The organism is Carboxylicivirga linearis, from assembly GCF_018271995.1.
Lineage (GTDB): Bacteria > Bacteroidota > Bacteroidia > Bacteroidales > Marinilabiliaceae > Carboxylicivirga > Carboxylicivirga linearis.
The window spans coordinates 269,664-295,355 of the sequence record NZ_JAGUCO010000004.1 but is presented as its reverse complement, the minus strand read 5'-3'; the positions used below and the strand labels follow the sequence as shown (position 1 = coordinate 295,355).

Here is a 25,692-nt window from a genome sequence, read left to right as displayed (position 1 = left end):
TACCTCAACTCACCTATGAAAATCAAAAATCTTTTAACCTGTTTATTCCTGTTAAACAGTATTGCCTACTTTGCGGCAGCTCAAAGCAACGATCAACTTCCTCCTCGTATTGATAACTCTACCAATCCTTATATGCGGCCCGTGTTTAATCAGTCCGGCTCTTCATGTGTTGCAGCCAATTGGGTGGGTAATATGTTTAATTACGAAATCAATCTAAAACGCAAGCTTTTTTCGGATAGTGTCCAAAATCAATACCCTATTTACTTCTCGTATAATTTTGGAAATCATAGCTACGAAACCGCTCATGAAAATGGCATTCCCTTGAGTCAGTACTATGGGCACACCATAAGTAATGATGATAATACTATTTGGCCAACCGGATACAACTTGTATTACAATGCGATGAAAAATCGTGTAAAAAGCAATGAGTGGTTTTCTATATCCACACCAGAAGGACTAAATAGACTGAAACACTGGTTGTATAATCATGAAGGAGATAGCTCCAGAAGATATGGTGGAGTAGCTACTTTCGGCATCTCGATGGGTGGTATTCAATACGACACTCTTTCGACGAACTATGAACAAGGGAAAAAACTGATTGTAGGCTTAGGAGAAGGGGGTAATCATATTATGACCTTTGCAGGGTATGATGATGAAATTCAATATGACTGGAATAATGATGGAGAAATTACCAATGATATTGATATAAATGGTGATGGTTTGGTGGATATGCGAGACTGGGAAAAAGGAGCGCTGATTGCTTTAAATACCTGGGGTAACCGATATGCTAATAACGGTCGGGTTTATTATCCTTATGCATTGTTGAAAAATGTGAGTGTGGAGATTATCCATTTATATGACGAACCTTATTATACCCCAAGACTGACTGCAAAAATTAAAATGAAGCACGAGATGAGAAATACCATAAGTCTGCGGGTTGGTATTGCACAGGATATTGAAGCTTCAAAGCCGGAATTTGAACGTTCGTATCTGATATTTGATCACGGAAAATCATATCATGGCAAAGCAGATGTGCCAATGCTGGGCAGTGGGAATAATGATCCTATTGAAATTGGATTAGACATCAGCGACTTACTGGGAGATGTTGATCCATCCCGTCAGGTTAAATTGTTTTTCACCTGCATTAGTGTTGAAGTAAATAACGCGGATCCCGAGGGAGAGATAATATCTTTTTCAGTCATCAACAATGAGTCTGAAGGGGAAAGTACGGAGTATGTTTCTCCGGATAGGAATATAGACATTTTGGAAGGACAAATAACCAGAGTTTCCGTTATTATACCGGGCAATATGCTATTTCTGCCTGTAAACCTGGCTGCCATTCAAGGTGACGTTCAAACTCAATTAAGATGGTCTGCTCCTCTTTGGGAGAACACTGCCTTAGCAGGTTATCAACTCTTCAGGAATAATGAAAAAATAGCTGATCTTGATAAATCCCAAACAGAATACGAAGACAAGACATCGACTAAAGCGGCTATTACTTATTACCTAAAGGCCGTATATGAAAAGGACAATCACCTGATGTATTCCGAACCCTCGAACAGCGTATCTGTGGTTAGTGAAAACAACGATTATTGTCTTCAATTTGATGGAGAAACGAATTATGTGTCTATCCCGCCCTTACATCTTTTCTCGGAAGCAACCACCATTGAGATGTGGGTTAAGACCAACTGCTTATTAAATGAAGGAACGGTCTTTTTCGAAAATAGTAAAGGAGCTTCGTATGTGAAACTGGGCACTAAACACACATCACATCATACGGTTGGTGAGATTGAGAAAAAAGAGAACCGGATAAGCTACAGATGGCGTAACTCACACGATGGAGTTGTTTTGCCGGATGATACCTGGACACACCTGGCCATGGTGGTTTATCCTGACTCGTTAGTCCTTTATATGAATGATAGCTTACTGGTAAAGCAGCAAAAAAATTTGATGGATAACTTCAACTATGAATCGTTTATTGGGGGACTACCATTTTCTAAAGATCGCAGGTTTAAAGGATGTATCGATGATATTAAAATATGGAGCCGGGCATTACCCCAAAGCGAAATGCAAAGTGCCACACATAAAACAATAGCCGAACAAATGCAGGATGGTTTAGTGGCCTGTTATTTTTTTAATGAGTCAGGTGGCAATCAGATAATAGATGCCACAGGCAGATATCATGGAACTTTATACGGAAACTTAAACAACAGCAGGTTGGCAGGACAAGGGATAGTGAAAAACAGGCAAATTGAACATGAACCTGGTATTTCATTAGTACGTTCTGAAAAGGTGACTCACCTTCCTCAGCAGTTTTATAATCCGCATCATAATAATAGTAACAACAAATATGAATGGTTTTTCGAAGGGGGACAGCCTCAGCAGGCGTTTAGTTCATCACCTTTGGTTATTTACAATACACCAGGAGAATATAAGGTGCAACTTAAAGTAACCAATTCCCAAGGCATTATCGAAACGCTGGAAAAGAGAATAAATATTGAGGCATTGCCAACTCCCGAATTAAAATTTAGTGCAAGTATGGAGCAAATCCATATTAATGATTCCATCTTTTTTACTGACCAAAGTAGTTACACGCCCGATAGCTGGCATTGGACATTTGAAGGTGGTTCTCCCAAGGTTAGCAATCTTAAAAACCCTGTAGTGAAATATGAAAAAGAGGGAGTTTACAATGTTCAGTTAACGGTGGCCAATGCAAGTGGTGAGAAAAACATTTTAAAACAGCAGATGATTACCGTTAAAGGTCCACTTCCTGTTGCCGGTTTTACCATTTCAGATGAAGAAATTATAAAGGGTAATAAAATTGTTTTTACCGATACCACATTAAATAATCCTAACCAATGGCAATGGGAATTTGAAGGTGGTAGTCCTGCAATCAGCTCTGAACAAAATCCTGTCATTCAATACAACCAACCAGGTGTATATCAGGTGAAGTTGATAGCACAGAATACTAACGGTGATGCCTCTGTTGTGAAGGAGCAATGTATCACGGTATCCAATATATCGGCCGGTAATGCTTTGTTCTTTAATGGTGAAAACAATGTATTTGTGGTGGATAGCATTTTTAATACACCACAGGAAGCCTATACTGTTGAGTTTTGGCTTAAACCCTCCTCTTATAAGAACTGGAATCAGCAATTTGGCGGTGGCTGGGGGCGTTTTTTGTTTCATTGCAATTTTGATGGCTCCATTAGTGCAGGCCTTTTAGGTGGAGGATTGACAAGAATTAATACCGAGGTGAATATGATTGATATTAGTGTTTGGCAACATTTTGCATACACATTCGATAAGGGTGAGATGCGATTGTATAAAAACGGCACCTTAATGGGAACAGCTTCTTCAAAGGTACGTTTTGCTCCTGCATGGCATTATTTTGTAGTTGGACGTAGCCGACCCAATGGAGCAGTTGATGGATTAGTAGATGAAGTAAGGATCTGGAAAAAAGCCAGAAGTGAGAAGGAGATCCAAACTACTATGAATATTGAGCTGCAAAATCTCAAAAAATACAAGGACCTGGAATGCTACTTTACGTTTAATTCACCCATTGAAGATGAAGCAATCGATCAGACAGACAAGCACAAAGCAAAATTACTGCATTATTCCGAAGGACAAACCAAAACCGCCAAATCGGCTGCTTTCTGTCGTTAATTATCAAACCTAAAAAACAATCAAAATGAGAAATATAACCATCCTACTACTATTAACCATCCCAAGCCTCACTTACGGGCAGAAAGCTTCCCGCTTAGACACATTAGTTTCCGATCTTAACCTAATTGCTTCGGTAGCTATTCATCAGCAGCAATTTGAAGTGAAAAAGAACGGACTTGCAACCATAACCAATAAGGATAACAAGGAATTTAATTTACATTTTAGTGATTTAAGCTATACCTATAACTTCTTTGGTGGATTGTATAATGTTATCTTTTTCTACAAGGAAGCATCGTATTGTAAATACGATCATAATAACCTGGGTGATTTAATGTTTCGATCCAGGAACGACGCCAACCATTTTATTCATCTGCTTTATCAGATAAAAGAAGAACTGGGCTTTAAGGATAAGATTAAGCATCCTATTCAACCGGGAATGATTTGTCCGTATAAAACCTATGCCATGGGAAAACCACGTAGCTTTGGCTATCTGTATTTTAATGAGAATCAAAACACGGACACGCTGGGTAATGTGGAAATATATGATGTGGTGAAAAATGAGAAAAATCGTTTTCAGGGAAACGTTTTTCAACCTGACACCTTCCTTATCACTTCTAAAATAGAAAATATGCGATGGGAAGCCTATAGCAGTTATGGAGGTTTGCTGCACGGATTGGAAGTGATTAAACGTCAGTTTGATGATTTTAAACCTTTTGTACTAAACACCAATAGCCATCTCCCTTTTAATGAGCTATTACTTTTAAACAAGGTTTATAAATTGGAGATGACAGATGGAGATCAAACACACAAAGGGAGTTTAATTATACACGACCAATTAGTAAGTATTGAAATTTCGAAGGAAGGTGATGCGAATAAATACGATGCCGATTTAATATTGGATGCACATCATTTTATTGTAAAAGATAACGAGCATCAGAAGGTATGGCAAGTATTGGAATGGGATAAAAAAAGTTTGAAAGGGTATGTTGCTGATGTTAGTTTGGAAGCGCCTGTAATAAATGAGTTTGTTATTTATTTGAAATAGGTAAAAATATTGGAGGCGGTTCTTACGTATTTGCTGAGGCGTAAAAGTTGAATGGTATTTAATAGTGATAAAGTAATATTATTCTTTCAAAAAAAGGGTGTCCAAAAACTAAACATCACAACAGTGTTTGTTTCAATTTGTAATAATATCACTTTATGTCACCCCTAAATCCCCTGAAGGGGACTTAAGCCTCCCTTTTAGGGGAGGTTTGGTGGGGTAAAATGAAAGTAAAGTTACAAATTGAAAGTTTGCGTATTTGCGGAATTACTTTTTGGACATCCTCTTAATATATGTTATTTGACCTATTTATAAATTCGTGTCAGCATCCTCAAAATTATCATTAACCGAGTTTTCAGGTTGCTCAACTCCATCACATTCTTTGTACTGGAGGTTGTAATTATAATTTTTGTAATCAACTTTAGAAATACCAACTTCGTTCTCGTCGGGTTTCCACCAGGCGCCAGTGGCACCATCAACAATAACTCCAAACGGAATAGGAAGCCAGGGACCTCCGTTAATGCTTAAGCCTGTCCATGTTACCAGTGTGCCAACAAAAGCCCAGCCACGGAACTTACGTTCGGTAAAAGTTTTATCAACGGTTGGGCATCCTTCTTCACTAATGGTAAAAGTTAGGTTATTAGCGTCTTTACGCATTAATTTAACAGTTGTGTTTCCATATCCTTTTGTCTGGCCATCGTAAGATATTTTTGCGTTGGGATGGCCTTCAACCACTACGTTTGCGTAGTACCTGCTTCCGCCGGCGATAACGGCACAGCTTTGGTTAAGAAACATTGAAGTCAATAAAAACAAGGATGCAATTATATGCATTGTTGCTCTTTGGAAGGTAGTTTTACTATTTTTCATTGAAATCATTTAGGTTAGACATAAAATAGTGTGTATTAAATGTAAATATAATAATTAATGTTTGATAAATTGATTATGGTGTTATCTGCATAAGGTGGGTGTTGCCTTACTTTTTGGAGCTATAAAGCTGGAGGATATGTTATTATAATGTGTATTGAAGGAAATTAAAAAGCCCTGCAATCCGTTGATTACAGGGCTTCTTACTTGCAATTTTGGGTTATTAATGAACAGAGATACCAACTTTTTCGAGTTGCTGCCGTTCGTCGTCTTCAAAGAATAAATCCAGGCACTCGCGAAGGTCGATGCAATAGTCTTTTAAATTTTTAAATGCTTGTTTTTTGGTATCGCTTGCAACTTGTGCTTCTCCACTTTCGCGGGCAGCATCACTCTTTAATTGATCTAACTTTTCCAGATCGCTTTTGCATTGCGTAACTACCTCCTGACTGATTCCAATCCACTCCAGCTTATCCTGAACAGCAGGATACAGGATAATACCGTTCATTACTCGTTCACATAATGTTTTCCAACCATTATAATCAGTTGGTATAGGATCGTTGATATGCATACTGGCCTGTACCAGTTGGTCATCTTTAAAAAAGTAGCGAATAGCTTTGCGTACCTTTACCAATATTGTATGTAAATGCTCATCTACCTCGTGATAAGCTTTGGTGGCCATACTTGATTCTATTATCTCTTTATCCTGAGTTATCATGCTTTGCTTGGCCAGTTTTAGTAATTCTGTGCCTTCAGCCAGGCGCTCTTCGGTATAAACAGGGGAAATGCGTTGTTTGATTTCTTTAATTTGGTTTACGCCCGTTATTAGGATGCGGGACTTCTCATAAATTTTTTCATAAGAGGTTTTCATATTCATTGGTTTTATTAACTCTATTTATACTATTAATTAAATAGAGTAAGGGTTATAATTTGGATAATCTCGTGTTATTGCTGAAAATATCTATTGATAGGTAATGTAAATAACGGATTTAGCGAGAATTTATCCGTGTTTTCAGAAATGTATAAGAACTTGTTTATTTAGTTACACATGTAATATTATGTTTTTATAAATTAAAATCCAAATATAAATGCATAATTATATGATGGTTTATTAAGAATTATTATAACTGACATATTGGCTGCTTTTGCCCCATGCTCTTCTACTTTTGGGGGTCGCTACCTCACTTTTGGGGGGTGCTCCCTCACTTTTAGGGGTCGCTTCCGGACTTTTTGTCATAACTCCGCTGCTTTTAACCCCTGCTCACTAACTTTTAAGGGTAGCTACTCTGCTTTTGCCCCTTGCTACCCCGCTTACGAGGCTTCGCTACCCACTTTCAGGTATTACATACCCGGTTTGGAGGCTTCGCTACTGGGTTCTAACCATACTATCATGCTAGCTAAGTAATCTGGACTGGTAGTGTTCTTGTAACTGTGTCCTTTGGTATGAATTTGATGGTATAGCATGGACAGCAAACAATACCAAGGTAATAATGGATATCAGCGATTGGATGAAGGTTATTGAGAGATAATAAATGCAGCCATCCCTTGGTATGCAAAGGAAGTGACAACAGAAGTACTAAAAATCGAAAACAATAGATGGTATGTGGCTTTCGTGTTTATTGTGTTAGTTACAAACTAACTGTTACTTACGAGTGAGTGATGTATTTAAGTGTCTATAATTAAAATTTGATTATTTATTGATTAATTTAATATCAATGTATATATTTGTTAGATAAATATTTAACCAAATCCAACAAATAATGTTATTAACAGTTGCAATAGTATTTGTGCTTCCTGTTATGTTTGGAGCATATGCATTTTTCAATAAGAGACTTGCAGAGTATTTGATAAGGGTAAAGTATAATCGACCCAAAATTGGTGTAGCTTTCACCATTACCTACATTTCTTTAGGAATATTAATTGCAGTTCTTACTGACTTAATCGATTTTAGTGAAATAAAAAGTAAAAATGGCATTGATGGTGACTTCAAAGTGCTCAAGAATAATTATGAAAGCTACCATCAGAACAGTGAAGATCAACAAACAGCATTCCTTTTGGAGCTTGATAATTTTTATTCGAAAGTATCTCCTCCCAAGCAAACATTTAATATAATCTTATGTATAATTCTTTCGCTGGTGTTGACCTTTTACGTAGCATTAGTTATCTTGGATAAGCGGACTGCCTATAAAATTAGTAGTAATCTTCAAGATTTGGAGCAGGAATTGCATGAAGAAAAAGCGAAACATGAAAAAATATACGCTAGAGAAAAGGAGACCTATAGATTATTAGCCGAAGAAGCTGCAATTATGAATAAACTAGTTGCTAAAAAATGTCAAAGACTAGAGAAAACTATTGATGGATCTAAACCCGATGGTAAAATCCCTCAATGTACAAACTGTAGTACAATTTTCTCTTCAAGACAACAAATTGAGGAGGCATGTACAGAAATTCTTAAGCATATAAGTAAGTCTCTTAATATAGCAGCCAATGACAACTGTCGTATAGCTTTCTATATTCCAGATGAAAAAGGTGAGAAATTGGAATTATTTTGTGCAAATGATAATTTAGGGAATCGAGACTGTATTAATTGGAAAAAAATTAACAAGAATGGACACTTTAATTTAGATGCAATGGCACCTGAAAGCTTTGCTGTCCAAGTGTATTTTTCTTCTGATATTGTTATCATAGGTGATTGCATAAATGAAAATTTCAATTACTTTTACAACAAACAAAAGGATCATTTGAAAAGTATTATTGGCTGTCCGATTATATATAACAACGAACCAATAGCAGTATTGTTAATAGATTCAGGTACAGAAAAAATATTTGATGGTCAGATAAACAAAGAAAAAATCACGTCCATTTTGAAACTTTTTAGACATGATTACTCGTTGAGAGTAAAACACGAATTGCTTTCACAAAAGTACTTTGAATTAATCTAAAGATTATGGATAAAGAAAAACAAACTTTTAGTACAAACTTTTCTGAAGACTTTTATATTCGAAAAGAAATAGAGTTTTTTATGAATTTCTATGATGACTTATCTTATTTAAATAATGATAATAAGATAGGTTTTGCAATAGGATCTTCCCCAGAATCGAGGAGCGAAGAATATACATCTGATGAGCAAGATTCAGAGATAATGCTTGAATAGTTTTTTTGTAAAAAATTGTTTAAATATAATTCCATAAGAGTCAACCAATAAGAGTTGACTCTTTTTTTTCTCATTCAGGGAATTCAAGTCTATAAATTCGATTGATTAAAAGATTATTATCACTATCATATAACTGAATAATGGGAGCACAGCTCACCAAGTCCCAACTTTACTCCCTTAACCACGATTTTAAAATATCTTGTTGTAAGGCATTGGTGACGGTGAGTTTTTCAATGCGGAATTGAATTTGGCCGGTGTTGCGGTCCATTATTTTAACGAGGTCGAGACCGGCATAATGCAAATAGTGATTATAGTCGAGCTCTTGTTTAGTGTGGACGTAGTCAAACACATCGGTTAACAAAGTTCCGGCAATACTTTCACAAGCCTGCTGAAATTCGGCATCGGTAAAGCCACGTTGCTTCTGCAGGTAATAATGCTGATACAGAAAACGCATTACATCATCAAGCGATTGTTGGTTTTGGGTTGCTTGTCGTATACTCAGGTCGAGCAGTAAGCCTACCAAGGGACCTTTCTGGTAATACGAAATGGTTTTACCTTCTACTCCAAACGGGCCATCTTCCCAGGTGTTATAGCTCGATTGCACTAGCGATTGTTTAAAACGCCCCATATTATTTTCTACATGATTGATATGATGCTCAAATGATCTGATCAGATCTTCTTCGCTTGTGATATCGGCCATACGGGTAAGCATATACTCGTAATACACGGTTAGGCCTTCGCTGATCCATAGTTGTGTGGTGCGGTTAATACCATCGTAATTAAAAGGCCCCAGCTCATAGGGGCGAATGCGTTTAACGTTGTAATGATGAAAGTATTCATGTGCAATAAAACTCATCACATCTTTTATCTCTCCGGTGGATTTTAATTTATTGCCATCAAAGCTGATGGTGGTATTATTCAAATGCTCAATGCCTCCAAAACCCGGACCAATGGCAAGGAAGGTGTAGTTATTATAGGGTATATCACCCATTAAAGTGGTGGCTGCTTCTACTACCTTTTTAAGTTGTTTATTAAACTCTTCGCGGTTAAAATCACCCAGTAGATAACCGGCAAACTGATGACTGATTCCACCCACTTCAAACTCAGGTAATCGCTCCAGTGGACCTGCCAGTATGGGGCTATCATATAATATATCAAAATCAGGAGCAGTAAAAGTGTATGGTTGAAGTTGTTCTAATCCTGTGATAATATCAGAATAACCACTCTCTTCCATGCCGGAAATTTCAACGGTTAAAGGTTGATTGAGGTAACCATCGATATACAGAAAATTATTAGTTGGTACCAGATAGGCATGAGTACTGTCGATAAAGCTTTGAGCAACAAATTTTCGATCTGCCTTAATATCATATGTAATGATAAGATCTTTGTTTAGTGTGTTGGTCACCATCCAGGCGTTAGGTGCCATAAAAGTTGCATCCATTACCAGACCCGTTTGATCAGTTATTTTTAAATTACTCAGGTCCGAAGTAAAATCCATTAACTGGTAATATCCGGGTGTCCATTGTGGTAATTTTAAAATAACAGAGTCTTGCTGAATACCAATGACTGTAAAAGTCATGCCAAAAATTTGATCATTAGCTTTATCCAGAGATACTTCATAGTACAGGTCGGGTTGTTGGGTTTGCGTTGATTCAACACAGGCCGATAGCGATAGAAATACTAAAAGAAAAAGTAGTAATCTGGTTTTCATGCTTGAAATGGGTTTAATTGGGCATTAAAGTAATGAAAATCTTTTGATTGATCTGTGATATGTATGTCATAAGGAGACTACGTAGTGAGCAAGAAAATATGATTAGAATAGAAATAGTTTTGTTAGGTATATTAGGATTAATGAATAACCGACGATCAGTAGGATGATTTTGGTATAAAAGTATCTCCATGATATTTTTTCAAATCTGTGATCATCTAAAACGTAAATCTGTTCAAGCTTATCTTTCTCATCTATTCCAGTCTCTTTCTTCAACCGATCAGCTTCCCTATGGTAAAAACGTTCTAATATAAATGTTAAATAAGCATATTGTATTAATGCTGAGAGAATTGTTAATATAAAAATCAGGAATGCTAATTTCATTAGAATTATGTAATCCTCTTTTTTAATAGAATACTGACAAACAAAGTACCAAACTATTACAATGCCTGCTATACTAAATTGTAGAACATAATTACTTGTTGAGGTTGAGTAATAGGAGATGTGTTTTGAGTAAGTTTCGAGTTTCTTTTTCATAGGTTTGCTCATTTAATTAAACTAAATTATGAATTTGACAAACCTATTTCAACAATTCTAATACTTATCTGCCTTCTAATAATAATTGATTTATAGCTTCAAAGATACGGCAAAACCAACCTGATGACCATTATAATAAGGAAGAATAGCAGAAGTTTTACGATTCCTGTTTTTCGTTCCAAACAATTTACGACTTAGCCAGGGATGTATCCAATAGGCTGCTTTTGTGCTTAGCATACCAATGCCTGCTCCGGCAGCTACATCGGTTAGCCAATGGCGGTTGTTGGCCATTCTAAAAGCACCTGTTCCGGCAGCGATGGCATATCCTGTTAATCCGTACCAAGGCGATACTTCTTTATATTCCTGCCATAAAAACTCGGCTCCCATAAAAGCGGTAGCAGTATGTCCGGAAGGGAAGGAGTTTCTAGAACTACCATCAGGCCTTTCAATTTTAGTGGTGTACTTGAGCGTATTCACCATTGATGCCATAAACAGATAAGATGTTGCCAAAATTACGGTTCGGTCTCTGAAATTATGTTTTCCCTTAATGCCCAATGCATTTAATGCATATACACTCAAATAAGGTAAGTGCTGCGAGATGTCATCAATGGTAAATTTATCATCTATGTGTTCGCCAACCTCTTCTTTTATGTGGTCATTAACAAACTTCAATGCACCGTTATCATTTCCGATTACCCCATAGCTTATCAACGATACCGGAATGATTAAAGACTGAATTTTAAAAGGAAGTGACTGGTTAGTAGATAAGGTATCAACTTGGGTTTGTGCTGTACTATCATTAAATATATAAATAGATAACAATAACAGAAAAGAGGTGAATTTTAGGTTAATCATTGCAATATAATACTACTCATTTTGATTTAACCTTTCTTAAACAACCCAATGCTTAGTATGTTTTGGAGAAATAAAAAAGATCAGGTAAGCCGGGCGAGAGCTTACCTGATCTAAATTGGTAATTGAAATGATTACTCAATAACCAGGTTTCTGTTTTTAGGATATTTTACCGAGTATTTTAATTGCAGTTCTTTTGATTTTAAAGGATCCAATGTGAATTGCCATTTCATCTCACCGGTTATAATATTTTGCTTAGCCCCTGACGAGTTGGATACAATTACTTCTATCTCTTCAAGAGTTGAAACAGGTACCTGATCCAGAATAATCATGTTCACAGGCTGATTTTTATTATTGCGAACGATGGTTTTATAGGCTCGGGTTTCTTCTTTTTTGCTGCCCATAAATTTTTTGCTGGTAAAGTCCTTCACTTTCTCTCTATTCACCGATACTTGCTTATCGCGACCCAATGAAATATCCAGGGTATCGCTGGCATATCTAACATCTAAAATGGTTTTGCCTACATAAGTGTCTTCAAAAAACAGGTTAGCTTCGCCTTCCAACAGATTGTATTTTTCCCAATCCACAATTTTGGCTATTAAAAAGGCATCTTTATCAATTTTAGGAACACAGTAATACTGATAGAAAGCTGGTAGATCCAGGTATTCCATCTCCACAACATAGTTCTTATTGTCTGATTTAATTGTGTAGGGAGTTTTAATTTCAAAATCTACTGTTGTTTGGTTTTCAATGCGTGTTGTTGGAACAGCCAATGAACTGCGACCTCTTATCTTTATGTTTTCCTTTTTTACACCAGCCACAGCACCGGTTAGTGCTTTACTTGCACTGGAACCATAACCAACCACCATTACTTCATCAAGGCTGGTTGTTTCTTCCTGTAAATGTATATTCATCACCGGACCGTTAATACTTCTTATCTGATTGCTGAATCCGATAAATGAAAAGGCAAGTCGGCTGTTATTATCCGGAACTGTTAGGGTGTATTTGCCACTCATATCTGAAACAGTACCAATGGTTGTGCCTTCTACATTAACGGTGACTCCGGGAAGTGGCTCTCCGTTTGTATCCATTATTGTCCCACTCACCTGATTAAGCATTAGATTTTTATAGGTTGGAGGTGTGCTGTAATAATCCAGAAAATAGGGGATAAGTGATGGTGCCACCCCCGAGGTATTAGGATCGGCCGATGAAAATTTGAGTTTGGCATTGTTCCAGTCCACTTTGGTGTCCTGCTTTACATTGGCTTTGTAAACCAATTGAACAGGTTCGTTAATGTTTTTTGCCCTGATGTCGTACGAGGGAAACCAACCTGCATTGGCAACTACATATGAGAGTTCAAGCTGATAGGAGCGAGCCGTAGAGGATTTTACCTTGACCAGAATTTCACCAGTAGGAAACTCTTTTTTATTGGTCAATGTGTTGATTTGTCTGCTTATATTATTTTGTTGTTTTTGTAGTGCCGATACTGTTTTTTTGCGTTCAATTTCTTTCAGTTTTAAGGCGGTTAGTTTTGCTCCGTAAAATTCAGAAGCCTTTTGCAGATAGTCGATACTTACTTCATGATTTCGGGCCCCAACATCTTTGTTCTCATTTAAAAAAGCCAGTTCTTCCTTGATAATGTTGAGATAGGTATTTTCAATATTAATCTTCTCAATGATTGACTCTAGTTGATTCTCTAATTTGACAAGCTCATCGGGTTTTTGTGATTGATCTAAATAGTTTTGTTGATGATTGACGGATAAAACAGTGAGCCCACCGTTGGCCTTCACCTGAATGCTTTTTGCATCAATAAATGGCGAAAGGTTGGTGAATTTAACCAGTGTTGTTCCCGAAGATATCTCAACGCTCTTTTTTCGGGTTACCTGGGCGTTTTTTAAAAATACGGTGACTTCATTAACCTGTGAGTTAACTATTTTCTCATTTATCTTCTGACCGAAGATTTGACTTACAATTAGACTGAATAATAAAATGTGTAATGTTCTCATATCTGTGAAGTTTATTAATGAGATGCATTGCATTCACACATTCCATAAAAAAAGCTGAATTTTTTTGAAAATCTGCTGTGGTAAATTTTAAGAAGAGAGGTGTATCCTTTTATTAATCGGTAATTAACAGAGATTTGATGATTGATTTTTTGGGACCGCTACATTCTACAAAATACATTCCTGCCGGTAAGTCATTAAGAGGAATGATCTGTACAGGTGAATGAATTTCTACCTTTTGAACTGCCTGACCTGTGGAGTTAAATACATTGATCTCGTTAAGAACATGGTTAAGATCCTCAATAGTCACACTGTTTTTTGCCGGATTAGGATACAGAAGGATCGTTTCCTCTTTAATCGTTTTGATAGCTGTTGGTAGATTGCCATACACTTCCAACTCAAAAAGACTGAAGCCCCATTCTGTGTTTCGTTGATTACAAAGCACCCTTACATAACGACCGTTACCATTTAAAGAAATATCGTCTGTTTCGCCATCGCCAGATGTTTCGGTATAGATGGTATTCCAGTTAGAAGCATCATCCGAAACCTGTATTTCATAAGCTGAGGCTCGTGCATATTGCCATTTCAATATTACCTGATTAATATCGTAGGTGTCCTGCAGATCAACATAAATCGATTCGGGTTCGTTCCAGCTACTGGCCCATCGGGTTGATTCATCTCCATCCACACAATAGGCAGCAGCATAGCTGGCGTTCTCCTGTGAAGAAGCAAAAACAGGTTTATTCAATGCCAGGTTATTACTCGAATGTTGTGTCTCCACTTCAACCGGCAAGCTGTAGGTATAATCACCACACGATCCGGTGGTAACAACCTGAACATCTCCACCAAGAGTTCCCCAATCAACGTTTATCGTATGAGTTCCTTGTCCTGAAGTGATAGTTGCTTCTTCAGGTACGGTCCATTGATAACTTGTGGCTCCAGGAGTGTCAATGCTGTAAGTGATGTTTGTGTCTCCTTCCAATACTTTGGATTCTCCCTCAACAGCTGCGCTAAAGGCTCCCTGATAAACCCTTACATAATCAATGGTTGCTTGCATGGGTAGGATGGTTGATTCATCCGGATTGCCCGAATAACTTCCGCCTACACCAACGCTTAAAATAATAAAGAAGGGACGGTTAAAAGGACGATAACCGTTGATTGGTTCCGATATGTCGAAGGTATGATAATTCACATCATCGATGTACCATTTCAGATGTTCGGGAGTCCATTCCAGGGCAAAAGTGTGGAAGTTGTCGGCAAATTTACCTGATGGCAGCGTATAGCTTCCCTGGTCGTAATGATGTCCCCAGGACTCCTGAAAATGAGCGGTTCCGATGTTAAAAGAAGGATCTCCACCGGTATTTTCCATGATGTCTATCTCACCACACTTAGGCCACCAAACCGTTTCGTAATCTTCTCCCAGCATCCAAAATGCAAAACCCAAACCTTGTGTATCTACACCTTTAATGCGTGCCTCAATACGTCCATATTGAAATGCTTGTTTTTGATAGCTAACCAATCGGCCACTGGTATATTGATATCCGGCATAATTTTCTTTGCGGAGCTCCAATATTAATTTACCATCTTCTATTCTAACGTTTTCAATACGGTTGGTTGCATAATCCAATTGACCGGTTCCCCAACCGTCTTGCCCATTGCCAATTTCATATGTCCAGTTATCGGCATTTAAAGTTGGTCCTTCAAATTCATCAGACCAGATCAGCGTTTCGCATTGTTGAGCACTGCTTTGTGTAGTGAAGCTAAGTGCTAAAACAGAAACACAGATGAATAGAACTAACTTATTGCGCAGGATTGACATATCTTGGGATTGGGTTAAAAGAATAAAGGGATGCGTCTATTTATTTAATGTTTCTATTATGGCTTCCACCGTTTTTTTAGCATTTCCTACAAATAGCTGATCACCGATTTCAAATACAGGACGTTTCAAAAAAGTATAATCCATCAATAACAGCTTTTTATAATCGCCATCTTCTTTAATTGGGTTTTCGGTTAACGCATCTTTTAACTTTCGGGCTCTTTTATTGATTAAAGCTTCATAGTTATTGGTATGCTTGTAAAAGTTTTCGACCTGCTCTTCTGTTACAGGGGTGGTTTTAATGTCTTGTTGCTCAAAACTGTCATCAACACCCACTTCTTTCATAATTCGTTTGCAGGTATCGCAGGTAGATAAATAATATACTTTCTTGTTCATAGTTGTTTCCTTTTTTATTGGCAAGATAGAAAAATGACAATTAGTGAGAAGTAACTAAATATAATAGTTCGTTAAACTTTCTACTATCTTCAATAAATTCAATCATCATGTGTGTATAATACTAAAAAAGTATCTTGTAAATAGTCTGACAGTCTACTGTCTATTAATCTAACGATCTGTTGTAAACTATCTTTGATCCAATCTTCATCACATAATCTTCAAATTCATCACGGGGTACAGCGGCTTTATTCTTGATCTTCACCCGATAGTTATATATAGTGTTGACTGAGTAACGAAGCAAATGAGCGATTTTAGAACTGTCTTTAATTCCTAACCTTATCAGAGCAAATATTCGAATCTCAGTGGGCAGGGCTTCCTCTTTTTTTAATACAATTCTCTCTTCTTCCAATAATAAAGCGTTGATTTGATCAACAAAATCGGGGAAGAGGTGTAGAAAGATATTGTCAAAGCTGTTATAAAAATCTTCCACTTCTTTATCAATCAGTTTTCTCGATTTGGTTGTTGTATAGAGCTCTTCTACTTTATGGCCTACAATATTTTTATTTACCATTTTTCTGAAGCTGTCGAGCTTATCGATGTAATCGGAACAAATAGCCAGAAAGCTACCTATATAATGCTCTTTTACCAGATCCGATTCTACCAAATCGCGATTCAAGCTGTTTAATTCTGTGTTGGCGGTTTTTAATTCATCATTCAGTTCCAGCAGGCGATCGTTAACATTTATCAACTCGTTTTTAGCATTGCGTAACGATTTTATCTGATTGAAAATGGCAATGATAGCAACGAACAGTATTAGGCTTAATAAACTAATGATGATTAAGTATCTTCTGAGCTCTGCTTTTTGTCGATCTGTTTTAAGTTGATATGCTTCTGATATAAGAGGAAGAATATTTGATATTTGCACATATCTCAAACGGGAATTGTAAAAAGCAGCATCTTCAAACGAAAACATAATGTATCGATAGGCATCATCGATATTATCTTCGTTAAAAAGCAACATGGCTAAGTCAGTGAGAGAAGCATTGTCCTTTACTGCTGCCTTAATATCTGAGATAGCTGAAAGAATCAGGTATTTTTTTGCTGACTCAAGGTCATTCTCCATTTTGTAAAGAATAGCTCTTTCAAATGTGACTGTGGAGTAGGTTCGGGTACCGGGTTCGGCCATTGCCAGTCGCTGATTGTTGATGCGTTTGCAATCAATCATATTTCTGCTATCACGATATTCTTTTTCTTTTATGGCCAGATATTCTTCACTGGATTTATCCAGTAAATTCATCAGCGTATCGGCATAAGCGTGATATTGTGCTCTGTAAAATTCAATATTTTCTTTGGCTGGAGTAAAAAGAAATAGCTCGGAGTAAATTTTTGTAAAAATACTGTAGTATTCTTGTTCTTGCTCCTTGGTAATATGCGGAGAAGACACATTTTTAACCACATCCAAAGCTTCCAGGTATCTACCCGAAAAGGCGAGCAGGTAGGCCAGATGAAGGTTAGTTTCGTTTTTAAACTCAGCATTGTTATTTAAATGTGCCAGCTTTAGGTTTCGATCGATGTAATGGATGGTAGAATCGAAATTGTAGGGTAGGTATTCGTTTAAAAGGCGGTTGTTGATATAAAATTCACGTTCGGCGCTAAGATCTTCTTCATCTAATAAACTCTTCAGGCCTTTAATTTTATTTTCCTTAACGGCTTCGTATTTACTCCGTTCTTTCATTGTGTTGTTAAGCTCGGTGTATAACGAATCAAGCTCAGGCGTAATTTGGCCTGATGCCAAAACAGACACAAGAATATAAGAAAGTAGCAAAACAGATTTTTTCATGCCGATTGAATGCATTTGGATTCAGATTACAATAATAGCTATTAGAAGGCATAAATGTAAGTAATGATTCATTAATGAAGAAAAACGCTGTTAATCATGAGTAAAAAGTATGATTTAATTGTACTATGAGTTTTAAGTGAGGTAGATTTTTGGGTGGACTGAAAGATATCGCATAATATTATGGAAAGTTCTGACAAACTATGAAATGCATCTATTACATCTTCTTTTTATTAGTTATTGGAGGCTGCAGTAATAACACCCACTCATACAAAGTAATTGCAGCAAAGGAATATCATGATGCTGTTTATGCTTCGTGGTTGGGGCAGATTATTGGGAATACCTATGGCTTAGGATATGAATTTAAATTTATTGATGAGCCGGGGCCAGATGACTTTCCTTATGGATACGATTTTACTTTAGACACATTGCGTAAGCATGATGGAGCCTTTTCTGACGACGATACCGATATTGAATATATGTACCTGTTGCAGATGGAGAAACATGGTGTTGAACCCAATTATAATCAGTTAGCCAATGCCTGGAAGAATCACGTGAAAGAGCGCGTTTGGTTTGCTAACCGCATGGCTGTTACTCTAATGCATGCCGGTCATTATCCTCCGGTTACGGGAAATAGGCATTTTAACTGCGAGTGGTTTCAGATTGATCCGCAATTAGTGAATGAAATATGGGCGGTTACCGCTCCTGGTATGGTTGATTATGCAGTGGCCAAGTCGGAATATGCAGCACGAATAACCAGCGATGATTTTGGATTGGAACCAACCTTGCATTATGCGGCGATGTATAGTGCGGCTTTTTTTGAAAAGGATATTAATCGGTTGATTGAGATAGGGAATAGTGTTTTACCTGACAGTAGTCGATTTTCAGAGGCTGTTGATTTTGTAAAAGAGCAGTATAGCCTTTACCCCAGCAACTGGCAAAAAGCAAGAGCTAATGTGGTTGATAAATATTATGTGATAGAAGATTATAACCGTCATTCGTGGGCTGCTGTTGATGCAATCTTAAACGGAGCATTGGGAGTAATGTCATTATTATATGGCCAAGGCGATTTTCAGCAAACACTTGATTATGCCTGTGCCTTTGGTATGGATGCAGATAATCAGGCGGCAACAATTTGTGGTTTACTGGGCATTGTTAATGGTTTTGAAAGCTTACCCAAACAACTCATGTATCCATTGGAGGATGCAGATTGGGAGTTGCCTTTTAATGATTCGTACCGAATGATAACGCGGGATGGGCTTTCGGATGCCAGAATCACAGAGCTGGCAGAGAGAAGCGTTAAGCAAGCTGAAAAAATCATTTTAAAACAAGGTGGAGAGATATTTAATAAAGATGGGGAGACGTACTACAAAATACCCATTGATGTAGTATTCGAAAGTCCCTTTGAATTAAATCCTATTCCAAAACAATCATTACGAGTAGGTAAGCAATGGCAATATCCGGTTTATGTGGGTTCAAAGAAAGCAAAGGTTGAGATAATAGGTGAATTACCATCCGGGGTTGTATATAAGGATGGGCAATTGCAAGGAGTACCTGCCACCAAAGGAACTTATTCCTTCGAGATTAAGGCTACCAAGGGGAGTGATGAAAAACAGATTGCTGTTCAACTGTATGTTTTTGATGAGAATAAAGCAGGCAGTGCTTCATCTGTTTTGTTTAATAATGCTGCGCGGGATAAAAATACTGAAGTAATCAGAGATGGAGATATCCGAAGCACTTATACAAGTGTTAAAAACGATCATCAACCTGGTATTGATTACTATGGATATATATGGGACCAACCTCAAAAAATTAGCACTCTAATTTATAACAATGGTAAACCGGGTGAATTTTATGGGTGGTTTACTGATTTTAAGGTTGAATATCTTCATGAAAACGAGTGGGTTGCATTGAGAGATGTTGAAGTGTTTCCTTCAATGAATTTGGGTAATTCACAATGGCTGAAGCCAGCCTATCAGGATTATACTATTGGCTTCGATACATTAACAACACGGGGAATCAGAATAATTGGCAAGGCGGGAGGTATAAAAAAAGATATGGCAAATGCGCATTTAGGAATGGAATACGCAACTGCTATTGGAGAATTGGAAGTGTATTAAAAGTATATATATCTGACAAAACATGATACTATTTAACCATAGTGATAAATAATTTAAAGTGCTGTTTTTTATTAACTTATAAAGTATTAATTTTAAAAGTGATCTAACTAAAGCTCAAGTTTTCATGCTAACAAAATCCAATTTAAACCTAACACAACTCTACGGCCTGTCTTGTTTACGGGTGTTGATGGGTTGGTACTTTTTGTACGAAGGTGTTGTAAAATTTCTCGATCCTAACTGGAGTGCCTTCGCTTATTTAAAAAATTCTCCGGGTAGTAATATCTGGTCATCTCTGGCAGATAATGCTTCATTGTTAAATGTAATCGACTTCTTAAACACCTGGGGATTGATAGCTATTGGCCTGGGATTAATACTGGGATTATTATCGAAGTTAGCATCTGTATCGGGCGCTATTTTGGTGATGTTATACTACCTGTCCTATCCACCAACTGTTGCATCCCAGAATTTTCAGTTAACAGGCGACCATGTGCTGTGGGTAGATAAAAACCTGATATTCGCAGTTGTTTTACTGGTCTTATCCTTCTTCCCAACAAGCCAATTTATTGGTATTGACAGACTATTATTCAAGCAAAAGAACTCAATAGATGAATAGCAATAATCAAAAAAAATACAACCGGAGAGATATAATAAAAACATTGGCTACAGTACCGGTATTAGGTGCTTTTGCATATGGGCTCACAAAGAAATTACAATACCGTCAGGAGCAAACCTACCATATAGCTGATGAACTGGGGTTAAATCTGTATGATGATCCGGATCCGTTTTCTTCGGGCAGCGACAAGCTGATTAGAGTGGGTATTATTGGTTCCGGCATAAGGGGAAGACAATTGTTGGAAGCAGCAGGTTTTGCCCATCCCGATGTGTTAAAAGATTGGGCAATGAGTGCGGAGCAAAATAAGGATGATACCCGCTATCAGGATTATTTAGAACAGGATAATTTACGTATTGAAATAACAGCAGTATGCGATATTTTTGATGTACATGCCCGGTATGCTTTGGAAGCCTCGTCTAATGCTACAAAAAAGACTTCAAAGGATCAATTAACCATTAAAGCAAAAAGATATAAGAATTACCGCGATTTAATAAATGCTACCGATGTAGATGCTGTGATTATTGCCACACCCGATCATTGGCATGCGCAAATGGCGATAGATGCCGCAAAAGCAGGGAAACATATTTATGTTGAGAAAGGATTGACGCGCACCGTAGATGAGGCTTATGCACTACGCAACGTCATAAAACAATCGAATGTAGTTCTGCAATTAGGTCATCAGGGGCGGCAAACAGCATCTTTTCGAAAAGCTAAACAGCTAATAGATAAAAATATTCTGGGTAAGATTTCTTTGATTGAAGTTTGTACCAATCGTAACGATCCCAACGGGGCATGGGTTTATCCGATTCATCCCGACGGTAACCCTCAAACCATTGACTGGAAGCAGTTCATTGAACCAACTAATCCGCATCCTTTTAGTCTGGAGCGTTTTTTTCGCTGGCGTTGCTGGTGGGATTACGGAACTGGTCTGGGAGGCGACTTACTTACTCATGAATACGATGCTATCAATCAGGTATTGAATCTGGGTATTCCCCATTCGGCGGTGGCTTCGGGAGGCATCTATTTCTTTAAAGATGGCAGGGAAGTGCCAGACGTCTTTCAGGCAGTTTATGAATATCCCGATCGTGATCTGACCTTTATGTACAGTGCTTCTTTGGCCAATGATAATTACCGAGGCAAGGTTATTATGGGGCACGATGCTACCATGCGAATGGAGAACCGATTGGAGATTTTTCCCGACAGGCAATCAACTCAATATAGAAAACAACTGGATGCTGGTCTAATTAATCCCGATCAGCCCATGATTACCTATGAACCCGGTCGTAATGCAGTAGATGCATATACTTCAGCTACCGAAAAGTATTTTGCGAGTCGAGGATTATTGTATACTCATATAAAAGGCAAACGGGTAAATACTGCACACTTGCATATTAAAGAATGGTTGGAATGCATTCGAATGAATAAGCAACCAAGTTGTAATATCGACCAGGCTTTTGAAGAAGCCGTTACGGCTCATATGGCTACCATAGCTTATCGTGAGAACCGAAAAGTATTCTGGGATGCAGATAAAGAACAAGTAGTTTAGATCACAATTCCTTAAATCAAATAAATCATCTAACATCTAATTTTATGGAACAATCAAAAAAATCTCATTTAAGTCGAAGGAGCTTTATAGCCAATGCCGGATTAGCAGCAGCCGGATTAGCTATGATGCCATCTGCAGTTTTTGCTAAACGAAGAAAACTATCACCGAATGATCAATTAAATATTGCCGGAGTGGGCGTTGGCGGTCGTGGCTTTGGTGTTTTAAAAGCCATGGAAAGTGAAAATATTGTAGCCTTATGTGATGTGGACTGGAAATATGCAAAGGGCTGTTTCGAGCATTTCCCTAAGGCTAAACGATATTGGGACTGGCGTGTTATGTTTGACGAAATGGCTGATGAAATTGATGCTGTTGTAGTAGCAACAGCTGATCATGCGCATGCCATCATTGCGGCTCATGCCATTACTATGGGTAAGCATGTGTATGTTGAAAAGCCTCTGACTCATACGGTTTATGAATCGCGCCTATTAACCAAACTGGCTGCAAAATACCAGGTGGCTACTCAAATGGGAAATCAGGGGGCTTCAGGCGAAGGAGTTGCTTTAACAACCGAGTGGATTCATAATGGTGAGATAGGTGAAGTAACAAAAGTGGAAGCCTTTACCGATCGTCCGATCTGGCCACAAGGATTAAACCGACCAGAAGAAGTAATGCCAATACCTGATACATTTAATTGGGATTTGTTTATCGGTCCGGCTAAAATGCGACCCTACAATAATATTTATACGCCGTGGAATTTCCGTGGCTGGTGGGATTTTGGAACAGGTGCACTAGGCGATATGGCCTGTCATATTCTACATCCTGTATTTAAGGGACTCAACCTTGGTTATCCAACAAAAGCACAAGGAAGTTCTACTTTGTTATTGACTGATGCGGCTCCAACAGCCCAACGAGTAAGATTAACTTTCCCTGAACGAAAAAGTCTGGCTAAAGTAAAAATGCCGGAGGTGGAAGTGCATTGGTACGATGGTGGTTTGCAGCCTTTAAAACCGGAAGGTTGGCCAGAGGGAAGAGATATGAATGATGCCGGTGGCGGAGTTTTATTCCACGGTACAAAAGATACTTTAATTTGCGGTTGTTATGGTAAAGATCCGTGGTTGCTTTCGGGAAGAAAACCAGATGTACCTAAAACACAGCCTCGTATAACAAGTTCTCACGAAATGGATTGGGTGCGAGCTTGTAAAGAATCACCTAAAAAGCGGGTTGAGACCTTATCTCCATTTAGCGAGGCTGGTCCTTTTAATGAGATGGTAGTGATGGGAGTATTGGCTGTTAGGTTACAGTCATTAAATAAAGAACTTCATTGGGATGGTGAAAATATGCGTTTCACCAATATTGGAGATGATGAAACCATTCGTACTGTTATTCGCGACGGTTTTAAAATCCACGATGGGCATCCAACATTTAATAAAGATTGGACAGATCCGGTTAATGCCAATGAGTTTGCTCAGGAATTAATCAAACATACCTACCGTGATGGTTGGTCATTACCTGAAATGCCTTAATAGATCTGTAGACCTTTAGATATTAGACTATAGACAAAATGTGGAAGCCACAGGTGTTATCCATAGTATATAATTTTTAAAAGAACACACGAAGTGTGATCAACTTTTTAATTCACAATACTTACTTAAATCAATATAATTATGAAACAAATCTTATTCCTTGGAGCATTGGCTCTGATACTTAGTTCGGCATGTAGCCAACAAACAAAAGAAAATAATACATTGACAAAAGAAGAAAAAGCCGATGGATGGCAATTACTGTTTGATGGAAAAACCTCTGACGGCTGGCGAAATTATAATAAAAGTACTTTTCCTGCGGGTTGGGAGATTACAGAAGACGGAACACTTCATTGCCCGGGTTCAGGGCGTGGTGAGGCCGGTGGAAAAGATAGAGGTGATATCTTATATGGCGATAAAAAATTCGGCAACTTCCACCTGAAACTGGAATGGAAAATTTCGGAGGGTGGTAACTCAGGTATCTTTTATTTAGCACAAGAAAGTGATACCCTTGATTACATTTATAAGACGGCTCCTGAGATGCAGGTGCTCGATAACGAGCGTCACCCGGATGCTAAAGCGGGTAAAGATGGAAATAGAATGGCCGGCTCACTTTACGATTTGTATCCGGCTGTACCTCAAAATGCGAAGCCTGCCGGAGAATGGAATACGGTTGAAATAAAGGTTTATAAAGGATCGGTTTGGCATATTCAAAATGGCGAAACAGTTGTTGAGTACCATTTATGGACACCACAATGGAATGATTTGGTTGCTGGTAGTAAGTTCCCTGAATTGAATCCTAATTGGGCTGATGTTGCTACGGAAGGATATATTGGACTTCAGGATCATGGAGATGATGTTTGGTTTCGCAATATTAAAATCAAGGAGTTATGAGATCCTCAATCCTCAAGGTAAGTATTATACTTTTTATCAGTTCAATCATAATGAGTGCTTGTAGTCAGGTTTCAAAACCCAAGAAAGATGTTGGTTTACAATTATGGTCTGTCAGGGACGATATGAATAAAGATGCAGCAGCCACCATTCAAAAAGTGGGTGAGATTGGGTATACCTTTATTGAAGCTGCCGGCTATGATAATGGTAAATTTTACGGTATGAGTCCGGCTGAATTCAAGGCTTTACTGGATAAAAATGGTTTACAATTCACGGCTTCTCATGCAGGACATGATTTACCAGATTCATCTAATTGGGACGAAACCATGGCCTGGTGGGATGAGTGTATTGATGCTCATAAGGCTGCTGGAGTTGAATACATAATACAGGCATCGATGGATGAAAAAGGTTATGGATCACTGGAAGATCTAAAACTGTATTGCGATTATTTTAATGCGGTGGGTGCGAAGTGCAAAGCAAAAGGATTGCACTTCGGATATCACAATCATGACAAGGAATTTGAGGAGGTTGATGGGCAAATTCGTTATGATTTTATGCTGCAAAATACCGATTCTGATAAAGTATTTTTTGAGCTGGATTTATATTGGATAAAAGTAGGAGGTAAGAGTGCTGTTGATTATTTCGAAAAATATCCGGGACGCTTTCTGTTTTGGCATATAAAAGATAAAAAAGAGTTGGGCGCAAGTGGAACAATGGACTTTGCTTCAGTGTTCGCCAAAACAGATTTAGCAGGTATGCAAAAGATTGTGGTTGAAGTTGAAAACTACAATTTTGAACCACTTGAAAGTGTAAGGCTTAGCTATAACTATTTAAATGAGGCGGATTTTGTGAAGTGAAATTTTCATAGTTAGTTGTAAGGCGATCGTTTTTGCGATCGCTTTTTTTATGCTCTATTCAGACATTTGCATCAAACTCGTCGACAATTCAAATACCTGCGATTATAACTAATAAGCAGGAGTTAGTCTACTTTCATTTTTCATCTGTCAATTCCATTGAAACCACCATTAAAAAAGACATCAGTTAGCATTGACAAGAGCTTTCGGATGTCTTAAATTAAATAGTCTTCCCCCTAGGCATGCGTAAGCGAAACAACTTGTGTCATTAAAATA

Annotated in this window: 18 protein-coding genes; 10 read left to right on the top strand and 8 right to left on the bottom strand. The window is 37.8% G+C overall.

Annotated elements, in window-relative coordinates:
• Positions 1 to 15: 15 nt before the first annotated feature.
• Positions 16 to 3,666 (top strand): LamG-like jellyroll fold domain-containing protein, encoded by a 3,651-nt coding sequence (locus KEM10_RS08700; RefSeq protein WP_212215599.1) that lies wholly within the window; start codon positions 16 to 18, stop codon positions 3,664 to 3,666.
• Between the two features lie 25 nt (positions 3,667 to 3,691).
• Positions 3,692 to 4,711, top strand: a complete 1,020-nt coding sequence (locus KEM10_RS08695; protein WP_212215598.1) for a hypothetical protein — start codon at positions 3,692 to 3,694, stop codon at positions 4,709 to 4,711.
• A gap of 306 nt (positions 4,712 to 5,017) precedes the next feature.
• On the opposite strand, the gene KEM10_RS08690 is transcribed toward KEM10_RS08695, so the two are convergent.
• Positions 5,018 to 5,575, bottom strand: a complete 558-nt coding sequence (locus KEM10_RS08690; protein ID WP_212215597.1) for a hypothetical protein — start codon at positions 5,573 to 5,575, stop codon at positions 5,018 to 5,020.
• Between the two features lie 220 nt (positions 5,576 to 5,795).
• Positions 5,796 to 6,440: a hypothetical protein gene (locus KEM10_RS08685; RefSeq protein ID WP_212215596.1), complete on the bottom strand. Its 645-nt coding sequence runs from the start codon at positions 6,438 to 6,440 to the stop codon at positions 5,796 to 5,798.
• A gap of 889 nt (positions 6,441 to 7,329) precedes the next feature.
• Here KEM10_RS08685 and KEM10_RS08680 point away from each other — a divergent pair.
• Complete coding sequence (locus tag KEM10_RS08680; RefSeq protein ID WP_212215595.1) at positions 7,330 to 8,511, top strand: hypothetical protein; 1,182 nt, start codon at positions 7,330 to 7,332, stop codon at positions 8,509 to 8,511.
• A 5-nt stretch (positions 8,512 to 8,516) separates the two neighbouring features.
• Positions 8,517 to 8,723 carry a hypothetical protein gene (locus tag KEM10_RS08675; protein ID WP_212215594.1) on the top strand — a complete coding sequence of 69 codons (207 nt, stop codon included), beginning with the start codon at positions 8,517 to 8,519 and terminating at the stop codon, positions 8,721 to 8,723.
• Positions 8,724 to 8,892: 169 nt separating this feature from the next.
• On the opposite strand, the gene KEM10_RS08670 is transcribed toward KEM10_RS08675, so the two are convergent.
• From KEM10_RS08670 to KEM10_RS08645, 6 genes are all read right to left on the bottom strand, one after another.
• Positions 8,893 to 10,434, bottom strand: coding sequence for a M61 family metallopeptidase (locus KEM10_RS08670; RefSeq protein ID WP_212215593.1), 1,542 nt, complete (start codon positions 10,432 to 10,434; stop codon positions 8,893 to 8,895).
• 624 nt (positions 10,435 to 11,058) lie between these two features.
• Complete coding sequence (locus KEM10_RS08665) at positions 11,059 to 11,823, bottom strand: phosphatase PAP2 family protein (RefSeq protein WP_212215592.1); 765 nt, start codon at positions 11,821 to 11,823, stop codon at positions 11,059 to 11,061.
• A 131-nt stretch (positions 11,824 to 11,954) separates the two neighbouring features.
• The gene (locus tag KEM10_RS08660) at positions 11,955 to 13,826 is read right to left on the bottom strand and encodes a DUF4139 domain-containing protein (RefSeq protein ID WP_212215591.1); all 1,872 of its coding nucleotides are present in this window, start codon (positions 13,824 to 13,826) and stop codon (positions 11,955 to 11,957) included.
• 112 nt (positions 13,827 to 13,938) lie between these two features.
• Positions 13,939 to 15,642 carry a family 16 glycosylhydrolase gene (locus KEM10_RS08655; protein ID WP_212215590.1) on the bottom strand — a complete coding sequence of 568 codons (1,704 nt, stop codon included), beginning with the start codon at positions 15,640 to 15,642 and terminating at the stop codon, positions 13,939 to 13,941.
• Between the two features lie 36 nt (positions 15,643 to 15,678).
• Positions 15,679 to 16,035: an arsenate reductase family protein gene (locus tag KEM10_RS08650; protein ID WP_212215589.1), complete on the bottom strand. Its 357-nt coding sequence runs from the start codon at positions 16,033 to 16,035 to the stop codon at positions 15,679 to 15,681.
• A 163-nt stretch (positions 16,036 to 16,198) separates the two neighbouring features.
• Entirely contained in the window at positions 16,199 to 17,875 is a 1,677-nt protein-coding gene (locus KEM10_RS08645) for a DUF6377 domain-containing protein (RefSeq protein WP_212215588.1), read from the bottom strand.
• Between the two features lie 200 nt (positions 17,876 to 18,075).
• Between KEM10_RS08645 and KEM10_RS08640 the strand changes: the two genes are divergently transcribed.
• The 6 genes from KEM10_RS08640 to KEM10_RS08615 all read left to right on the top strand — a co-directional run bounded on the left by KEM10_RS08640 (position 18,076) and on the right by KEM10_RS08615 (position 25,419).
• Positions 18,076 to 19,992 carry an ADP-ribosylglycohydrolase family protein gene (locus KEM10_RS08640; RefSeq protein ID WP_212215587.1) on the top strand — a complete coding sequence of 639 codons (1,917 nt, stop codon included), beginning with the start codon at positions 18,076 to 18,078 and terminating at the stop codon, positions 19,990 to 19,992.
• 124 nt (positions 19,993 to 20,116) lie between these two features.
• Positions 20,117 to 20,605, top strand: a complete 489-nt coding sequence (locus KEM10_RS08635; RefSeq protein WP_212215586.1) for a DoxX family membrane protein — start codon at positions 20,117 to 20,119, stop codon at positions 20,603 to 20,605.
• Entirely contained in the window at positions 20,598 to 22,151 is a 1,554-nt protein-coding gene (locus KEM10_RS08630) for a Gfo/Idh/MocA family protein (protein WP_212215585.1), read from the top strand. Before KEM10_RS08635 ends, KEM10_RS08630 begins: the two co-directional genes overlap by 8 nt.
• Before the next feature lie 44 nt (positions 22,152 to 22,195).
• The gene (locus KEM10_RS08625; protein WP_212215584.1) at positions 22,196 to 23,674 is read left to right on the top strand and encodes a Gfo/Idh/MocA family protein; all 1,479 of its coding nucleotides are present in this window, start codon (positions 22,196 to 22,198) and stop codon (positions 23,672 to 23,674) included.
• Positions 23,675 to 23,815: 141 nt separating this feature from the next.
• Complete coding sequence (locus tag KEM10_RS08620; RefSeq protein WP_212215583.1) at positions 23,816 to 24,565, top strand: 3-keto-disaccharide hydrolase; 750 nt, start codon at positions 23,816 to 23,818, stop codon at positions 24,563 to 24,565.
• Positions 24,562 to 25,419, top strand: a complete 858-nt coding sequence (locus tag KEM10_RS08615) for a sugar phosphate isomerase/epimerase family protein (protein ID WP_212215582.1) — start codon at positions 24,562 to 24,564, stop codon at positions 25,417 to 25,419. Before KEM10_RS08620 ends, KEM10_RS08615 begins: the two co-directional genes overlap by 4 nt.
• Positions 25,420 to 25,692: the final 273 nt, after the last annotated feature.